Genomic DNA, 16,350 nt, shown 5'->3' with positions numbered 1-16,350 from the left:
CGCCAGCACGAACACCGCCCCGCCCAAGGCCCAATTCGCCGGCAAGCCGGCTCCTACAAATCGGGCATAATCCCTGCGCCCATTTCCAGGATGCCGCCATGAACGACAGCGAAAGCCTCAAGGACTACCAGCGTGTGCGCCAACTGGCGATCCGCTCGCTGTTCGAGATCATCGAGCAGTCCAGCGAAGGCACGGTGATCGTCGATCGCGACGCCAATATCGTCTGGATGAACGAGCGCTACGCCCGGCGCTTCGGCCTGGAATCGGCGGCCTTCGCCATCGGCAAGCCCTGCGAAAGCGTGATCCCCGGCAGCCTGCTGCGGGAGGTGGTGCGCACCGGCCGCCCCATCCTGCTGGACATGCAGGACACCCCCAAGGAACCCCTGGTGGTGATGCGCCTGCCGATCCACGACGACGCCGGCACGGTGATCGGCGCCATCGGATTTGCCCTGTTCGACGAACTGCGCAGCCTGTCGCCGATGCTCAAGCGCTACCTGAGCATGCAGGAGGAACTGGCCTCTACCCGCTCCCTGCTGCGGGCCCGGCAGACCAAGTACAACTTCGCTCACTTCATCGGCACCAGTGCCGCCAGCCTGGAGGTCAAGCGCCGCGCACGCCGCGGGGCCAGCGCCGAGTCGCCGATCCTGCTGCAAGGCGAAACCGGCACCGGCAAGGAGCTGCTGGCCCAGGCCATCCACGCCGCCTCGCCACGGGCCCACAAGCCCTTTGTCAGCATCAACAGCGCGGCCATTCCCGAAGCCCTGCTGGAGGCGGAATTCTTTGGCACCGCCCCCGGCGCCTTTACCGGCGCCGACCGCAAGGGCCGCCCGGGCAAGTTGCAGATCGCCCAGGGCGGCAGCCTGTTCCTCGATGAAATCGGCGACATGCCGCTGCCCCTGCAAAGCAAGCTACTGCGAGTGCTGCAGGAAAAAGAGTTCGAACCGGTGGGCTCCAACGAGGTGATCCACAGCGATGTGCGGATCATCGCCGCCACCTCCACGGACCTTGAGGCGGCGATCAAGCGCGGCGAGTTTCGCGCCGACCTGTACTACCGGCTCAACGTGCTGCCGATCCAGGTGCCAGCCTTGCGCGAACGCCTGGACGACCTGCCGGCCCTGAGCGAAGGGATTCTCGAAGAACTGCGCAGCCAGCATGAACTGGACCGCGATGCCCTGGCCCTGCTGGCGCAACATGCCTGGCCGGGGAACATCCGCGAGTTGCGCAACGTCCTGGAACGCGCGGCGCTGCTCAGCGACGACCTGGTACTCAATGCCTCGGATATTCGCGCGGCGATTGGCAGCTTCAGCCCGGTGCAGCGTAACGAAGCCCCGGTGCCAGGCGATTCGCCAAACCAGGAAACCTTCGCCGCGGCCCGAGAGCGTTTCGACCGGCAACTGATCGGCGCCACCCTGGCCCAATGTGCCGGCAAGGTGGACGAAGCGGCCCGGCGCCTGGGGCTGGGGCGCTCCACGCTGTACAAGAAGATGGCGGCTCTGGGGATTGCTGAGTCTCAATAAAGAGACACAAATCTCAATTCGAAGAATCTACCGCGCGCTGCGCGCTTTTCGCTGGCAAGCCAGCTCCTACAACGGCTCGCACACTCTCTGTAGGAGCTGGCTTGCCAGCGAAGAAGCCGTTAAACCAAAAAAAATCTCCCAATAGAGACAATCAACACCAATTCGCCCCCGGGGAAATAAAAATATCCATATATTTCAATAACTTATGCAGATGGCACAGTTCTCGCTATAACGCTCTCCACACGCAACACCCGACAACAATAACAATCCTGGAGAGACACACCATGAGTGTGATCATTGCCTTGGCAGCCTTGGCGCTGCTGATGCTCGCTGCCTACCGCGGCTACAGCGTCATCCTCTTTGCTCCCATCGCCGCCCTCGGCGCGGTGCTGCTCACCGACCCGTCCGCCGTGGCGCCCGCCTTTACCGGGGTGTTCATGGAGAAGATGGTCGGCTTCATCAAGCTGTATTTCCCGGTGTTCCTGCTGGGCGCGGTGTTCGGCAAGCTGATCGAGCTGTCGGGCTTCTCGCGCTCCATCGTGGCCGCCGCGATCCGCCTGCTGGGCACCCGCCAGGCCATGCTGGTGATCGTGCTGGTCTGCGCGCTGCTGACCTACGGCGGGGTCTCGCTGTTCGTGGTGGTGTTCGCGGTGTACCCCTTTGCCGCCGAGATGTTCCGCCAGAGCAACATCCCCAAGCGCCTGATCCCGGCGACCATCGCCCTGGGGGCGTTTTCCTTCACCATGGACGCCCTGCCCGGCACCCCGCAGATCCAGAACATCATCCCCAGCACCTTCTTCAACACCACCGCCTGGGCCGCGCCCTGGCTGGGAGTGATCGGCACCCTCTTCGTGTTCTGCGCGGGCATGCTGTTCCTCCAGCGCCAGCGCAACAAGGCGCAGAAGGCCGGTGAAGGCTACGGCACCGAACTGCGCAACGAGCCGGAAACCGCCGAAGACCTGGAGCTGCCCAACCCCTGGCTGGCGCTGTCGCCGCTGCTGCTGGTGGGCATCATGAACCTGCTGTTCACCCACTGGATTCCCCAGTGGTACGGCAAGACCCACAGCCTCAGCCTGCCGGGCATGGCGGCACCGGTAACCAGCGAAATCGCCAAGCTGACCGCCATCTGGGCGGTGCAGGCGGCGTTGCTGGTGGGCATCCTGATGGTGCTGGTGTTCGGTTTCTCGGCGATTCGCAGCAAGCTCGCCGAGGGCAGCAAGAGCGCGGTCAGCGGCGCCCTGCTGGCGGCCATGAACACCGCCTCGGAATACGGCTTCGGTGCGGTGATCGCTTCCCTGCCGGGTTTCCTGGTGCTGGCCGACTGGCTCAAAAGCATCCCCAACCCGCTGGTCAACGAAGCCATTACCGTGACCCTGCTGGCGGGCATCACAGGTTCGGCTTCAGGTGGCATGAGCATCGCCCTGGCGGCCATGTCCGAAAGCTTCATCAGCGCCGCCCACGCTGTCAACATTCCCCTGGAAGTGCTGCACCGCGTGGCCGCCATGGCCAGCGGCGGCATGGACACCCTGCCCCACAACGGCGCGGTGATCACCCTGCTGGCGGTCACCGGGCTGACCCATCGCGAAGCCTACAAGGACATTTTCTGCATTACCCTGATCAAGACCCTGGCGGTCTTCGTCGTCATCGCCACTTTCTACGCCACTGGCATTGTGTGAGGTATTCATGACCACTCTTTCTGGCAAGACCGCCCTGGTCACCGGCTCCACCAGCGGCATCGGCCTGGGCATCGCCCTGGTGCTGGCCAAGGCCGGTGCCAAACTGATTCTCAACGGTTTTGGCGATGCCTCGAAGGCGATCGCCGAGGTTGCACAATTCGGCGGCCAGGTCGGCCATCACCCGGCGGACGTCAGCGACCCGGCGCAGATCGCCGAGATGTTCGCCTACGCCGAACGGGAGTTCGGCGGCGTCGACATCCTGGTCAACAACGCCGGCATCCAGCATGTGGCGGCGGTGGAGGAGTTCCCCGTGGAGCGCTGGGATTCGATCATCGCCATCAACCTGTCGTCGGTGTTCCACAGCACCCGCCTGGGGCTGCCGGGGATGCGCGCCAAGGGCTGGGGGCGGATCGTCAACATCGCCTCGGTGCACGGCCAGGTGGGCTCGGTGGGCAAGGCCGCCTATGTGGCGGCCAAGCACGGGGTGATCGGCCTGACCAAGGTGGTGGGCCTGGAAACCGCCACCAGCAACGTCACCTGCAACGCCATCTGCCCGGGCTGGGTGCTGACCCCGCTGGTGCAGAAGCAGATCGATGATCGCGTCGCGGCCGGCACCGACCCGCAACAGGCCCAGCATGATCTGCTGGCGGAAAAGCAGCCGTCCCTGGCGTTCGTCACCCCGTCGCAACTGGGCGAGCTGGTGCTATTTTTGTGCAGTGAAGCCGGTGCCCAGGTACGCGGCGCGGCATGGAACATCGACGGTGGCTGGCTGGCCCAATGATGTGCGTCTCTGGCTGACGTCTTCGCCAGCAAGCCGGCTCCTACACGGCTGTACTGGCCCGTGTAGGAGCTGGCTTGCCAGCGAACAGCCCCCCTAAGGAACAACAATAAGAACACGAGGCCTTGCATGTCCGACATTCTCTGGCAACCCAGCGCCGAGCGCATCGGCAAGACGCGGATGGATGCCTTTCGCCGCTTCGTCAATCAGCGCCACGGCCTGAATCTTCACGACTACCCCGCCCTGCACCAGTGGAGCATCGACCAGCGCGAGCGCTTCTGGCAGGCCATCGTCGACTTCTTCGAGGTCAGCTTCCACCAGCCTGCTGAATGCGTACTCCGCGAAGGCCCGCAGATGCCCAGTGCCCAGTGGTTTCCCGGCGCCACCCTGAACTTCGCCGAGCACCTGCTCAAGCGTCGGGATGACAGCGTTGCGGTGGTGGCGATCAACGAAAACGGCCAGCGCGAACAATTGACCTACGCCGAGCTGGCGGCCCAGGTCGCCGGCCTGCAACGCAGCCTGCGGGCCGCCGGGGTCGGTCTCGGCGATCGGGTCGCGGCATGCATGCCCAACACCTGGCAGACCCTGGTGGGCATGCTCGCCAGCACCAGCCTCGGGGCCGTGTGGTCCAGTTGCTCGCCGGATTTCGGCACCCAGGGGGTGGTCGACCGCTTCGGCCAGATCGAGCCCAAGGTGCTGATCACCTGCGCCGGCTATCGCTACGCCGGCAAGGACATCGACCAGACGGCCAAGGTCAACCAGATCCTCGAGCGCCTGCCGTCCCTGGAGCAGTTGCTCATCGTGCCCTACGCCCGCTCGCAGGCCCGGGCCGAGGACTACCGCACCCCGGCCAGCGTCAGCCTGTGGGACGACTTCTACCGCCCCGGCGGCGAGCCCGAATTCACCCCGGTGCCCTTCGCCCATCCGCTGTACATCCTCTATTCCAGCGGCACCACCGGGGTGCCCAAGTGCATCGTCCACGGCACCGGCGGGGTGCTGCTGCAACACCTCAAGGAACACGGCCTGCACGCCGACCTGGGCCCCGGCGAGCACCTGTTCTACTACACCACCTGTGGCTGGATGATGTGGAACTGGCAGGTGTCGGCCCTGGCCACCGGGGCCAGCCTGGTGCTCTACGATGGCTCACCGTTCCATCCCGGCAACGAGCACCTGATGGACCTGATCGACCGCGAAGCCATCAGCGTCTTCGGCACCAGCCCCAAGTACCTGGCGGCTCTGGAAAAGGCCGGCAGCCGGCCGCGCCAGAGCCACCGCCTGGAGAGCCTGAAGACCCTGCTGTGCACCGGCTCGCCGCTGTCGCCGCAGAGCTACGACTACGTGTACCGCCAGATCAAGAGCGAGCTGTGCCTGGCCTCGATGTCCGGCGGCACCGATATCGTCGCCTGCTTCGTCGCCGGCAATCCGATACAGCCGGTGCGCCGCGGCGAGATGCAAGGCAAGGGCCTGGGCATGGCCATCGAAGTGTGGAACGACCAGGGCCAGCCGGTGATCGGCGAGAAAGGCGAACTGGTGTGCACCCGGCACTTCCCCAGCATTCCCGTGGGCCTGTGGCACGACCCGGACCAGAGCAGGCTCAAGGCCTCGTACTTCAGCCTGTTTCCCGGCGTCTGGGCCCAGGGCGACTACGCCGAACAACTGGCCGAGGGTGGCTGGCTGATCCATGGGCGTTCGGACGCCGTGCTCAACCCCGGCGGGGTGCGTATCGGCACCGCGGAAATCTACCGCCAGGTGGAAAAGCTGGAGCAGGTCCTGGAAAGCCTGGCCATCGGCCAGAGCTGGGAGCAGGACGTGCGGGTGGTGCTGTTCGTGCGCCTGCAAGACGGCGTGAAGCTCGATGAAGCCTTGCAGGAACAGATTCGCCAGGTGATTCGCAACAACACCACGCCGCGCCATGTGCCGGCGAAGATCCTCGCGGTCACGGACATTCCCCGCACCATCAGCGGCAAGATCGTAGAACTGGCAGTGCGCAACGTGGTGCACGGCCTGCCGGTGAAGAACACCGACGCCCTGGCCAACCCCGAGGCCCTGGAGCAGTTTCGCGACCGCGAGGAGTTGCGCCACTGACCCAGCCCTTTGCAGGAGCCGGCTTGCCGGCGAAGGCGTCGTCCAGGTCGGCGCGCTAGGCAATGGCCACTTCGCTGGCAAGCCGGCTCCTGCGGGCTACCGCATCCCCAACGCATCACTCTGATAACCGTTCGGCCCCTCTAGACTGGTCATCCGCCGCAAAAGCGGGTGAAAATGTGCGCGCCGAAAACGCCTACAATCCATCCGTTTGAATATGCACCGCATGTCCATGCGACTTTTCGAGTGCGCGAGCCTGTGACGTCGCCGCGTAATACCGCACCACCCAGGACACCTTCGACATGAATGGCCCCCACTCCGGCAGCGAAGCCGCCAACCTGATTGCCCGCCTGAACTGGTCGGCCACTCCCCTCGGAGAATCCGGCCGCTGGCCCCAGAGCCTGCGCACCGCCGTGGACATCGTGATCCATTCGCCGATGCCGATGCTGTTGCTGTGGGGTGCCGAACTGACGCAGATCTACAACGACGGCTTCGCCCTGCTGGCGGGCAACAAGCACCCCAATGCCTTCGGCCACCCGGCGCACCTGACCTGGCCGGAACTGATGGACTTCACCGACCCGATCTACCGCGCCGTGCTCAATGGCCAGGTGCGCACCTTCAGCGAACAGCGCTTCAGCCTGCAACGCACCAACGGCAGCGAATACGACCTGTGGCTGGACCTGACCTACAGCCCGATCCGCAATGAACGCGGCGACGTTGCCGGGATCCTGGTCACCGCCATCGAGACCAACGAGCGCCGGCGCATCGCCCTGGAACTGCAGCAGCGCTCCGACGACAGCCTGCGCGCCCAGCACGAGACCGAAGAACGCCTGCAACTGGCCCTGGCGGCCACCGACGCGGTAGGCACCTGGGATTGGGACATCGGCGAAGACCGCTTCATCGCCGACGCGCATTTCGCCCAGTTGCATAGCGTCGATCCGCAGCAGTCCCGGCAACTGCCCATCAGCGAATACCTCAAGGGCGTGCACCCGGAGGACCGCGGCATGGTGGCCCGGAGCATCAAGCACTGCATCACCCACGGCACCGAATACGCCGAGGAGTACCGCCTGCAGTTGGCCGACGGCCAGCTGCGCTGGGTGTTCGCCCGAGGCCGCTGTTACAAGGACCACCATGGCCGGCCGACGCGCTTTCTCGGCGCGGCCCTGGACCTCACCGAGCGCAAGCAGATGGAACAGGCGCTGCGCCAGAGCCAGAACGAGCTGCAACTGATCATCAACGCCATGCCGGTGCTGATCGGCTATGTCGACCACGAGGAACGCTTTCGCCTGAACAACAGCGCCTACCTGGACTGGTACGGCCTGACCCCGCAGGAACTGTACGGCAAGAGCATCCGCGAAGTGGTGGGCGACGAGATCTACGCCACCCGCGCCGAGAACATCAAGGCCGCACTGGCCGGCAAGCCGTGCAGCTTCGAGGCCGACTCGCCGCACCGCGACGGCCGGCCGCGCCATGCCCTGATGAAGTACCTGCCGCGTTACGGCGCCGACGGTACGGTCAATGGTTTCTACATCTTTGTCATCGACGAAACCGAACGCCGGCAGACCGAAGAAGCCCTGCGCAATCTCAATGAAACCCTGGAAGAACGGGTCAACCAGCGTACCGAGGCCCTGGCCACCGCCAACCAGCGCCTGCAGAACGAAATGTTCGAGCGCGAACGCGCCGAAGATGCCCTGCGCCATGCGCAGAAGATGGAAGCCGTGGGCCAGCTTACCGGCGGCATCGCCCACGACTTCAACAACATGCTCACCGGCATCATCGGCAGCCTGGACCTGATGCAGCGCTATATCGACAACGGCCGCGGCGCGGAGATCGGCCGCTTCACCGAAGCGGCCATGTCCTCGGCCAAACGCGCGGCGTCCCTGACCCACCGCCTGCTGGCCTTCTCCCGGCGCCAGTCCCTGGACCGCCAGCCCCTGGACCCGAACCAGCTGGTGCGCTCGCTGCAAGAGCTGTTCAACCACACCAAGGGCGAGCACATCGAGCTGCAGATGCAATTGGCGGACGGCGTGTGGCCGGTGAACACCGACGCCAGCCAGCTGGAAAATGCCCTGCTCAACCTGGTGATCAACGCCCGCGACGCCATGCCCGACGGCGGCAGGCTGCTGATCGAAACCGCCAACAGCTACCTCGACGGCAGCGACATCAGCACCCTGGAACCGGTCAAGGCCGGCGACTACGTGATGCTCGGCGTCAGCGACAACGGCGCCGGCATGAGCCCGCGGATCCTGGCCAAGGCCTTCGACCCGTTCTTCACCACCAAGCCCATCGGCCAGGGTACGGGCCTGGGGCTGTCGATGATCTACGGCTTCGCCCAGCAGTCCGGCGGCCACGTGACCATCAGCAGCGAACCGGACCAGGGCACCTGCGTGCGCCTGTACCTGCCAAGGCTGTTCGCCGCACCACTGGACAGCGCCGAACCCGCCACCCTCAACCAGGCGCCCCAGGCCATCGCCGGGGAAACCGTGATGGTGGTAGAGGACGACCCGGCAGTGCGCATGCTGGTGCTCAATGTGCTCGCCGAACTGGGCTACCGCGCCTGCGAGGCCGAAGATGCGCGCAGCGCCCTGCCCTTGCTGGAATCGCCGATGCGCGTCGACCTGCTGGTGACCGATGTCGGCCTGCCGGGCATGAACGGCCGGCAACTGGCGGAGATCGCGCGCCAGCAGCGGCCCGGGCTCAAGGTGCTGTTCATGACCGGCTACGCGGAAAAGGCGGCCGAGCGCCAGGGCTTCCTGGAGCCGGGCATGGACCTGATGGCCAAGCCGTTTTCCATTGAGGAAATGGCCCAGAAGATTCGTCAGATGATCGGCCGCGCGTCCTGAATTCAGGCATAATCCGCGGCCGCCGATTTCCTGCTACAAGGTCACCCACCCATGAAAGCCCAAGCCCGCCACATCCTGGTGAAAACCGCCGAAGAGGCTGAACAGCTCAAGCAGCGCATCGCCAAGGGTGAGGCCTTCGACGTCCTGGCGAAGAAATACTCCACCTGCCCGTCCGGCAAGCGCGGCGGCGACCTGGGGGAAGTGCGCCCGGGGCAGATGGTCGGCGCCATCGACCAGGTCATTTTCAAAAAGCCCCTGCGCACCGTGCATGGCCCGATCAAGAGCAAGTTCGGCTATCACCTGGTGCAAGTCTTCTTCCGCGACTGACCCCAGGCCTTGTAGGAGCTGGCTTGCCAGCGAAAACGCCCGCTAGGTCAACGCCCGGCTCAATGCCCCCTTCGCCGGCAAGCCGGCTCCTACAACCTCCACCTGCCCTGTAGGAGCTGGCTTGCCAGCGAAAACGCCCGCAAGGTCAACGCCCGGTTCAATGTCCCCTTCGCCGGCAAGCCGGCTCCTACAACCTCCACCGGCCCTGTAGGAGCTGGCTTGCCAGCGAAGGCGCCTGCTAGGTCAACACCCGGTTCAAGGGCGAGGTATCAAGGCGCCGGGGTGCTGGATGACCTGGCTCGCCAGGCGGTGCCCGGCCTCTGCCGCTTGCACCGGGCTACCGCCCAGCAGGCGCCGGGCCAGATAGGCTGCGCTGAACGAATCCCCGGCCGCCGTGGTGTCCACTACCTGCTCCACCCGCTGGGCCGGCACCTCGAAAGCACCGCCCGCCACGCGAATCAGACAGGGCTCGGCGCCCCGCTTGAGTACCACTTCCGGCGTGCCCTGATACGCCGCGAACACCGCTTCGGCATCCGGATAGGCAAACAGCGCTTGCTCATCCTCCAGGGTCAGCAATGCCAGATCCACCTGGGGCAATACTTCGCGGTACGCCGCCCGGGCCTGTTCGCCCGACGCCCACAGGCGCGGCCGGTAGTTGTTGTCGAAGACTATCAACGCCTGGCGCTGGCGCGCCTCGACCAGGGTCTGCAGCAACTTCCCGCGCCCCACCTCCCCCAGCACCGCCAGGGTGATGCCGCTGAAATACAGCACATCGTAGTGCTTCAGCGCTTCGAGGATCGGCCCGGCCGCCACCGTGGTGAAGCAGTCGCGCACAGCCGCCTCGTTGCGCCAGTAGAGAAAGCGCCGCTCGCCCCGGGCATCGGTCTGGATGCAATACAGCCCAGGCAGGCGCCCCGGCAAGCGCTGCACCCGCTCCAGGCCGATGCCCTCCGCCGCCCACCCCTGGCACATGGCATCACTGAAGCTGTCATCGCCCAGGGCGGTGACGTAATCCACCCGCCCGGCCTCGCCCATTTCCCGCGCGAGGTACACCGCGGCGTTCAGGGTGTCGCCGCCAAAGCTCTGTTGCAGGCTGCCGTCATGATGCTGCTGCAGCTCGATCATGCATTCGCCGATGGCCGCGATGCGTTTCTTCCTGTCCATGTTCCTGACCTCCCCTCAAAGCACATTCCACCGGGTAGGAGCTGGCTTGCCAGCGAAGGCGTCCGCAAGGCCTGCGCCTCATCCAAAGGCCTCTTCGCCGGCGAGCCGGCTCCTACAGACCCTGCATATCCCCGGCTCCGGCGATCAGAAACAGGTTTCCAGGTTCTCGACCACCTGCAGGCGCTCATCCACCAGCAACCCAGTGCGCCATTTGTCGAAGGTCAGGCAGGGGTGCGAAGTACCGAAGGAAATGATGTCGCCAATGCGCAGCTCCACTCCCGGCGCCACCGTGAGAAACGCATGCTGGTCCATCACTGCAGTGACCTTGCACGCCCCCACGTCATCCCCGGCGCTGGCCTGGGCCCCGGCACGGTAACGCCGCAGCGGCACCGGCAGGCCGGCGTCATAGGCCACATCGCGCTTGCCCAGGGCCACCACGGCAAAGCCCGGCTCCGGCAGCGACTGCACATGGGCCCAGACCTCCATGGCCGGGCGCAGGCCCTCTTCCAGGTCGGCGCGGCGATCCAGCACGCAGCACTGCGCCTCTTTGTAGATGCCATGGTCATGAGCCACATAACTGCCCGGACGCAGCACACTGAGGAAGCGGCCCTTGGCGTTGTGGGTCTCAAAGGATTCGGCAATCAGGTCGTACCAGGCTGACCCCGAGGCCGTGATAATCGGCCGCTCGATGGCGAACAGCCCGTCGTTGTGCAGGTCCACCGCCAGGCGCACCAGGGAATCGGCGAACTGGCGGACGCCGCTGATGGCCTGATCGCCATGGATCACCCCTTCATAACCTTCGATACCGCACAGGGCCAGGGCCGGCTGCGCCTGGATCGCCTTGGCCAGGGCCAGCACCTCCTGCTCGGTGCGGCAACCGCAACGCCCACCGACCACGCCGTACTCGATCATCACCTTGAGCGTGACCCCACGCTGGGCGAAAAATGCCCCCAGGTCGGCGACGCTGTCCGGGTGATCGACCATGCAATAGAAATCGAAATCCGGGTCCGCCAGCAGCTCGGCGATCAGCGCCATGTTCGGCGCCCCCACCAACTGGTTGGCCATCAACACCCGGCGCGCGCCATGGGCATAGGCAGCGCGAGTCTGTACCGCAGTGGCCAGGGTGATGCCCCAGGCGCCGGCGTCCAACTGCCGCTGAAACAACGCGGGCATCATGCTGGTCTTGCCGTGGGGCGCCAGCTCGGCACCGCTGTCACTGACGAACTTCTGCATCCAGCGGATGTTGTGTTCCAGGGCCTCGCGGTGCAGCACCAGGGCCGGCAGGCTGACGTCTTGCAACAGGCTCGCGCCCTGGGCAGCGGCGCCCTTTTCCACCAGTGGCAGGTTCAATACGGAAGACATCTTGGCACTCCTTATCAAGGCGGCTGCGCACAGCCGCGAAACAGTCATCAATCGTTGATACGCCGGGCCAGACGGTTGGCGCTGTCGATCAGCACCCGGCGATATTCCTGGTAATTGCGCTGGGCATCGGCCCTGGGCGCGACGATGCACAGGGTGCAGATGCACACCCCGTGCTCATCGCGCACCGGTGCGGCAAAACAATGGGTAAAGGTGTCGGCCACACTGTCGAAGGAAAAGAATCCATCCTCGGTGGCCTGGCGGATTTGCTTGAGAAACGTCTCCAAGGGCAGACGCTCACCGTCAGGCAGAACGAAGTCCCGTTCATCGATCAGGTCGACAATCTGCCCATCGCTCAAATGCCCCAATAGCAACCGCCCGGAAGCGGTCCAGGGAATCGGCGCGTTCTCGCCGATGTTCGAGGAAATGCGGAAGTGCCGCTCGCCCTCCTTCATCAGCGCCACCGTGTATTTGCGCCCGTTGAGCAGGCACATCTGCGCGGTTTCCTGGGTCTGGCGGACGATTTCCTGCAAGGCCTGATCGGCCTCGCGGCTCAGGTCGAAATGACGCAAATGGGCCTGGCCGAGAAAGTACAACTGGCGGCCCAGGTACACATGCCCCTCCTGGCCCACCGGTTCCAGTACCCGCCGTTCCAGCAGGGAAGCCACCAACTCATAGACCGTGGACTTGGGGCCGCCAATGCCCTTGGCGATATCGTTGGGCCGCAACGGCTGGCCGACCTCCTTGAGGAAATCGAGAATATCGAACGCCCGATCCAGGCCCTTGGCCCGACGCTTGATGTTGTCTTCGCTCATCTACCTGCGCCCCCTCTATCGACCCGTAGGAGCCGGCTTGCCGGCGAAGAGGCCCTCAAGCCTTGTGCCGCCCTCAGGGGCGCCTTCGCTGGCAAGCCAGCTCCTACAGACCGTGGCCATCAGGCCTTCTTCTTGTAGGCCACACAATCGATCTCGACCTTGCAATCCACCATCATGCTGGCCTGCACACAGGCCCGGGCCGGCGCGTGTTCGGGCTTGAAGTACTCACCGAACACCTTGTTGAAACTCCAGAAATCCCGCGGGTCTTCCAGCCACACGCCAACCCGCACCACATCCTCCAGGCCATACCCGGCCTCTTCGAGAATGGCCAGCAGATTGCGCAGCGTCTGATGCGTCTGCTCGACGATCCCACCGTGAATGATCTCGCCATCCAGCGCCGGCACCTGGCCGGACACATGCAGCCAGCCATCGGCCTCGACGGCGCGAGCGAAAGGACGCGGCTGGCCACCGCCTGCGGTGCTACCGGTGCCGTAACGGGTGATGCTCATGAGAGGTTCTCCTGGGTGAAGGCTGAGCGGCCAAGACCACCCTCGGGAAAACAAAGGCGGCCTGGGTCAATCAGCAAGAATTCCGCTACAACGGAACCAAATATCAAATAACGGAATAAATTCCGCAGGAGTGTGCCATGGGGAGCAGGGAACATGACAGGGGGGGTCAGAACGATCGGGCCGGGAGCGACCATGGATCGGCCGTCCAGTTGCACGGCAAACCCGAATACCCGCACCACCCCACAGCCCCCTCGTGCTCAGGCCTTGAACGTCAGGATCGGCGAAAACCGCGCTATTACCGACACCGTGCCCTCTTCCACCTGGGACTGGATCACCTGGCCAATTTCCTTGTAGGCCCCCGGTGCTTCTTCGATCATCCGCTCTTCCTTGGTGGTGATGCACTCCACGCCCTGCAGGCCGAGGAAGGCCTTGTCCTTCTTGGCCTTGAACACCACCTCGCTGCGCGACATGGAGCGCCCGGCGCCGTGGCTGGCCGAGCGCAGCCAGCGTTCGTTGCCCAGCCCGGTGAGCAGGTAGGAGTCATGCCCCATGCTCCCCGGAATCAGCAGCGGCTGCCCGGCATAGGCCGGTGTGGCGCCTTTGCGGTGGACGTTGCCGCCTTCCTCGCGCAGTACGATGTTGTGCGGTACATCGACAATCAGCGGCGCTTCGATGCCCGCGCCGAACACCTGCCGAGTGCGCTGGCGCACCATTTCGGCGATCAGTGCGCGGTTGGCGTCGGCATAGTGCGCGGCGCTGTGCATGGCCAGCAGGTACTCATCGGCCATCTCGCCAAACAGGGCGAAGATCTTCGAATCGGGATGCTTGATCCCGGCCGGCCACAGGGCCTTAGCCTTGTCCATCCAGCGCCGCCCCACATAGAAACCCACATCGCGCGAGCCGGTGTGGATCATCATCACCACCTGCCCCACGGACAGGCCCTGGGCGAAGCAGGCCTGGCGATCCACCAGTTCGGTGACGACCTGGATCTCGACAAAGTGATTGCCGCCGCCCAGGGAACCCAGGCCCGGGTCGCGAAGGATCTTGCGCGAAAGGTCCTGCAGGGCCTCCGGTGCATAGTCGGCGCTGCCGCGGGCAAAGGACGACTCATGCAGGCCCGAAAGCTCACGCTGCAATTGGGCGAAATCTGCCCCGGCAAACAGCCCGATCGGGTCCTGTTGCTGTACCTGAGCCCAGAAATCCCCCAGCCCCGAAGCAAACAGCGCGCTCATGGCCGTGGGGCTGGTGGGAATATTGCGCGTGCCTTCCAGCAGATCGCCACGCACCAGGGCGGTCCACTTGGCCTTTTGCGCCATGAACTGCTCGTAGTTCAGCCCCAGCTTGTGCAGGCGCATGCCGCAATTGATGTCGGTGCCGATGGCTTGCGGCACCACCATGTCGTGGCTGGTGACGATCACGCTGCCTACCGGAATCGGGCTGCCGGTATGGAAATCCGGCGTGGCGCAGGCGCACTTCACTTCGCCGCCATGGGGGTGGGCGACCTTGGCGAAATCCATCAGTTGCAGGATGGCTTTCTCTTCGATGGCAAAGCTGTCGGGCAGCAGCAGATCCACCTTGAGGCCGGCGTCATTGGTGGAAGAGATAGAGAGGGAATTGGAATTCAGGCGTTCGATGGCCACCCCGGAACGGGCGAGCTTGTGCTGAATTCTTTTCAGAGGAGTCTTGGTCATTTTCAACTGCTTTTCTTGGACGCAACAAAACAACCACCCTTTTGGTGGCTGGAATTGTCTGGTCAGCAGCGAAACTTAGACGGCGCGGATAATGGGCAATGACGGCCTGGATGTAAATAGCCGGCGAAAAATTAGTTGAGCCGGCGCCAGGTTGCGCTTCAACTCGGCCCGAGCACAGAAGGTTTTCGATAAATAGGCTTATCCCACCAAGCACTGTTGCTCGGGGCAGAAACACACCGCCGACAGCAGCCCCCTCCCTTGCTCCACAACAAGATGTTCCATTCAGTCGCTGAAATCGGGCTATTCTGCGCGCCCCCAATACTCATTCGCCTCAGCAAGGACAGCTGCCCATGACCCGCGCCATTACCCTTGTCTGCGACAACTTCGCCGACTGGGAAACCGCCCTGATCAACGCCACCGGCCGTGGCTACTATGGCTTCGACTGCCGTTACGCTTCCCCCAAGGGCGCCATCGTGACCTCCATGGGTGGCCTGCGGGTGACCCCGGACCTGGCGTTGGAAGATATTCGTCTGGATGAGGTGGACCTCTTGATGGTCTGCGGCGGGACGATCTGGCAAAGCCCCCAGGCGCCGGATATCCGCGAACTGCTGCGCGCGGCCAAGGAGCGCAAGCTGGTCCTCGCCGGCATTTGCGACGGCACCCGCGAACTGGCCCGGGCCGGGGTGCTGGACCAGCTCAAGCACACTTCCAATTCGGCGGACAACCTGCTGGCAGTGGGTTATGCCGGCGCCGCGCACTACCAGGATGTGCCCCACGCGGTAGCGGACCAGCGCGTGATCACCGCGCCGGGCAGCGCTCCAGTGAGTTTCATGGCACAGATTCTCGGCACCCTGGGCATCAGCGACGACAACCTGACCTTCTACCTGGGCCTGCACGCCGCCGAGCACCGCCAGCAAGCCTGACCCTCCCCTGTTGGAACCGGCTTGCCGGCGAAAGCGATCTCCCGGCCGCCATAGCTGGCAAACCAGCACCTACGCAAGGTGTCGGGTGGGGCGGCAGTGCGGGCGTGTAGACGTGAATTATTTCACCAGCCGAAAATCCCGGTGGCCCAACCAGGCCGCAAAGTCCGCAGCGCTGAAAATGCTCTCGCCCTCATGCTCGATGATCGCCAGCCCCGCCAGAAATCCGCTGTCCCGGGTGTAGGCCTGGATGCTGGCGCCGAAGGCCAGCACACCCTCCAGGTGACGGGCCAAGGCCAGCGCCACCTGCCCTAGGCGCTGGTGATCCGCCTGGTCTTTGTCCATGGCTGCCAGGCTCAGAATGTCTTCAGGGAGCCATCCCAGTTGCCCGGCCAGCCCGGCATATTCCGCCAGTTCCCCTGGATATTCGGCCCCCACCCCAAACAGCATGGGGCTACCGCCAATGAAGAACGAGCTCGTACCTGCCCAGGGTTGATCCGCAATTGCGGCCAGACAGGCCCGCACCCGGTTTTCGAGCAAGTCATCGATCTGGCGCGCTAAAAGCACCCTGACAGTCGGCCCGGCCATTGAGTCACCTCCTCCAGCGCACCGCATCCGCAACTGGGATAACGGGCAAGCCCTTGTTCGCTGCATCAGCAGGCATCAATG

Annotated in this window: 13 protein-coding genes; 7 read left to right on the top strand and 6 right to left on the bottom strand. The window is 64.5% G+C overall.

Annotated elements, in window-relative coordinates; genetic code table 11:
- Positions 1-98: 98 nt before the first annotated feature.
- The 6 genes from KCG88_RS02510 (at position 99) to KCG88_RS02485 (ending at position 9,223) form a co-directional block, all read left to right on the top strand.
- Positions 99-1,517: a sigma-54-dependent Fis family transcriptional regulator gene (locus KCG88_RS02510; protein WP_047287568.1), complete on the top strand. Its 1,419-nt coding sequence runs from the start codon at positions 99-101 to the stop codon at positions 1,515-1,517.
- 284 nt (positions 1,518-1,801) lie between these two features.
- The gene (locus tag KCG88_RS02505) at positions 1,802-3,193 is read left to right on the top strand and encodes a GntP family permease (RefSeq protein ID WP_210711664.1); all 1,392 of its coding nucleotides are present in this window, start codon (positions 1,802-1,804) and stop codon (positions 3,191-3,193) included.
- A 7-nt stretch (positions 3,194-3,200) separates the two neighbouring features.
- The gene (gene hbdH / locus KCG88_RS02500; RefSeq protein ID WP_015636019.1) at positions 3,201-3,974 is read left to right on the top strand and encodes a 3-hydroxybutyrate dehydrogenase; all 774 of its coding nucleotides are present in this window, start codon (positions 3,201-3,203) and stop codon (positions 3,972-3,974) included.
- 126 nt (positions 3,975-4,100) lie between these two features.
- Entirely contained in the window at positions 4,101-6,056 is a 1,956-nt protein-coding gene (locus KCG88_RS02495; protein WP_210711663.1) for an acetoacetate--CoA ligase, read from the top strand.
- Positions 6,057-6,355: 299 nt separating this feature from the next.
- Positions 6,356-8,896, top strand: a complete 2,541-nt coding sequence (locus KCG88_RS02490; RefSeq protein WP_210711662.1) for a PAS domain-containing protein — start codon at positions 6,356-6,358, stop codon at positions 8,894-8,896.
- Between the two features lie 51 nt (positions 8,897-8,947).
- Positions 8,948-9,223, top strand: coding sequence for a peptidylprolyl isomerase (locus KCG88_RS02485; RefSeq protein WP_011061856.1), 276 nt, complete (start codon positions 8,948-8,950; stop codon positions 9,221-9,223).
- Between the two features lie 255 nt (positions 9,224-9,478).
- Here the strand turns inward: KCG88_RS02485 and KCG88_RS02480 are convergent, their stop codons facing one another.
- The 5 genes from KCG88_RS02480 to KCG88_RS02460 all read right to left on the bottom strand — a co-directional run bounded on the left by KCG88_RS02480 (position 9,479) and on the right by KCG88_RS02460 (position 14,761).
- Entirely contained in the window at positions 9,479-10,387 is a 909-nt protein-coding gene (locus KCG88_RS02480; protein ID WP_210711661.1) for a sugar kinase, read from the bottom strand.
- Positions 10,388-10,531: 144 nt separating this feature from the next.
- The gene (locus KCG88_RS02475; protein WP_047287577.1) at positions 10,532-11,749 is read right to left on the bottom strand and encodes an amino acid deaminase; all 1,218 of its coding nucleotides are present in this window, start codon (positions 11,747-11,749) and stop codon (positions 10,532-10,534) included.
- Positions 11,750-11,796: 47 nt separating this feature from the next.
- A complete protein-coding gene (locus KCG88_RS02470) occupies positions 11,797-12,561 on the bottom strand; it encodes an IclR family transcriptional regulator (RefSeq protein WP_210711660.1) in 765 nt (254 codons plus the stop codon).
- A gap of 119 nt (positions 12,562-12,680) precedes the next feature.
- On the bottom strand, positions 12,681-13,070 hold the full coding sequence (locus KCG88_RS02465; RefSeq protein WP_041118804.1) for a RidA family protein: 390 nt from the start codon (positions 13,068-13,070) through the stop codon (positions 12,681-12,683).
- A gap of 257 nt (positions 13,071-13,327) precedes the next feature.
- Positions 13,328-14,761: an RtcB family protein gene (locus tag KCG88_RS02460; protein ID WP_019095389.1), complete on the bottom strand. Its 1,434-nt coding sequence runs from the start codon at positions 14,759-14,761 to the stop codon at positions 13,328-13,330.
- Positions 14,762-15,111: 350 nt separating this feature from the next.
- On the opposite strand from KCG88_RS02460, the gene KCG88_RS02455 reads away from it, so the two are divergent.
- Complete coding sequence (locus KCG88_RS02455; protein ID WP_047287584.1) at positions 15,112-15,684, top strand: type 1 glutamine amidotransferase family protein; 573 nt, start codon at positions 15,112-15,114, stop codon at positions 15,682-15,684.
- Positions 15,685-15,801: 117 nt separating this feature from the next.
- Here the strand turns inward: KCG88_RS02455 and KCG88_RS02450 are convergent, their stop codons facing one another.
- The gene (locus tag KCG88_RS02450) at positions 15,802-16,269 is read right to left on the bottom strand and encodes a DUF6368 family protein (RefSeq protein ID WP_210711659.1); all 468 of its coding nucleotides are present in this window, start codon (positions 16,267-16,269) and stop codon (positions 15,802-15,804) included.
- Positions 16,270-16,350 lie beyond the last annotated feature (81 nt).

The sequence above is a fragment of the Pseudomonas sp. MWU349 genome (genome assembly GCF_017947325.1).
GTDB lineage: Bacteria > Pseudomonadota > Gammaproteobacteria > Pseudomonadales > Pseudomonadaceae > Aquipseudomonas > Aquipseudomonas protegens.
The sequence above is the reverse complement of the archived record's forward strand: the minus strand, read 5'-3'. Positions and strand labels throughout refer to the sequence as shown.

What these genes read in the sequence shown, in the direction of transcription:
- KCG88_RS02510 (WP_047287568.1), top strand. Translation starts at nt 99, where the DNA reads ATGAACGACAGCGAAAGCCTCAAGGACTACCAGCGTGTGCGCCAACTG.
- KCG88_RS02505 (WP_210711664.1), top strand. Translation starts at nt 1,802, where the DNA reads ATGAGTGTGATCATTGCCTTGGCAGCCTTGGCGCTGCTGATGCTCGCT.
- hbdH (WP_015636019.1), top strand. Translation starts at nt 3,201, where the DNA reads ATGACCACTCTTTCTGGCAAGACCGCCCTGGTCACCGGCTCCACCAGC.
- KCG88_RS02495 (WP_210711663.1), top strand. Translation starts at nt 4,101, where the DNA reads ATGTCCGACATTCTCTGGCAACCCAGCGCCGAGCGCATCGGCAAGACG.
- KCG88_RS02490 (WP_210711662.1), top strand. Translation starts at nt 6,356, where the DNA reads ATGAATGGCCCCCACTCCGGCAGCGAAGCCGCCAACCTGATTGCCCGC.
- KCG88_RS02485 (WP_011061856.1), top strand. Translation starts at nt 8,948, where the DNA reads ATGAAAGCCCAAGCCCGCCACATCCTGGTGAAAACCGCCGAAGAGGCT.
- KCG88_RS02480 (WP_210711661.1), bottom strand. Translation starts at nt 10,387, where the DNA reads ATGGACAGGAAGAAACGCATCGCGGCCATCGGCGAATGCATGATCGAG.
- KCG88_RS02475 (WP_047287577.1), bottom strand. Translation starts at nt 11,749, where the DNA reads ATGTCTTCCGTATTGAACCTGCCACTGGTGGAAAAGGGCGCCGCTGCC.
- KCG88_RS02470 (WP_210711660.1), bottom strand. Translation starts at nt 12,561, where the DNA reads ATGAGCGAAGACAACATCAAGCGTCGGGCCAAGGGCCTGGATCGGGCG.
- KCG88_RS02465 (WP_041118804.1), bottom strand. Translation starts at nt 13,070, where the DNA reads ATGAGCATCACCCGTTACGGCACCGGTAGCACCGCAGGCGGTGGCCAG.
- KCG88_RS02460 (WP_019095389.1), bottom strand. Translation starts at nt 14,761, where the DNA reads ATGACCAAGACTCCTCTGAAAAGAATTCAGCACAAGCTCGCCCGTTCC.
- KCG88_RS02455 (WP_047287584.1), top strand. Translation starts at nt 15,112, where the DNA reads ATGACCCGCGCCATTACCCTTGTCTGCGACAACTTCGCCGACTGGGAA.
- KCG88_RS02450 (WP_210711659.1), bottom strand. Translation starts at nt 16,269, where the DNA reads ATGGCCGGGCCGACTGTCAGGGTGCTTTTAGCGCGCCAGATCGATGAC.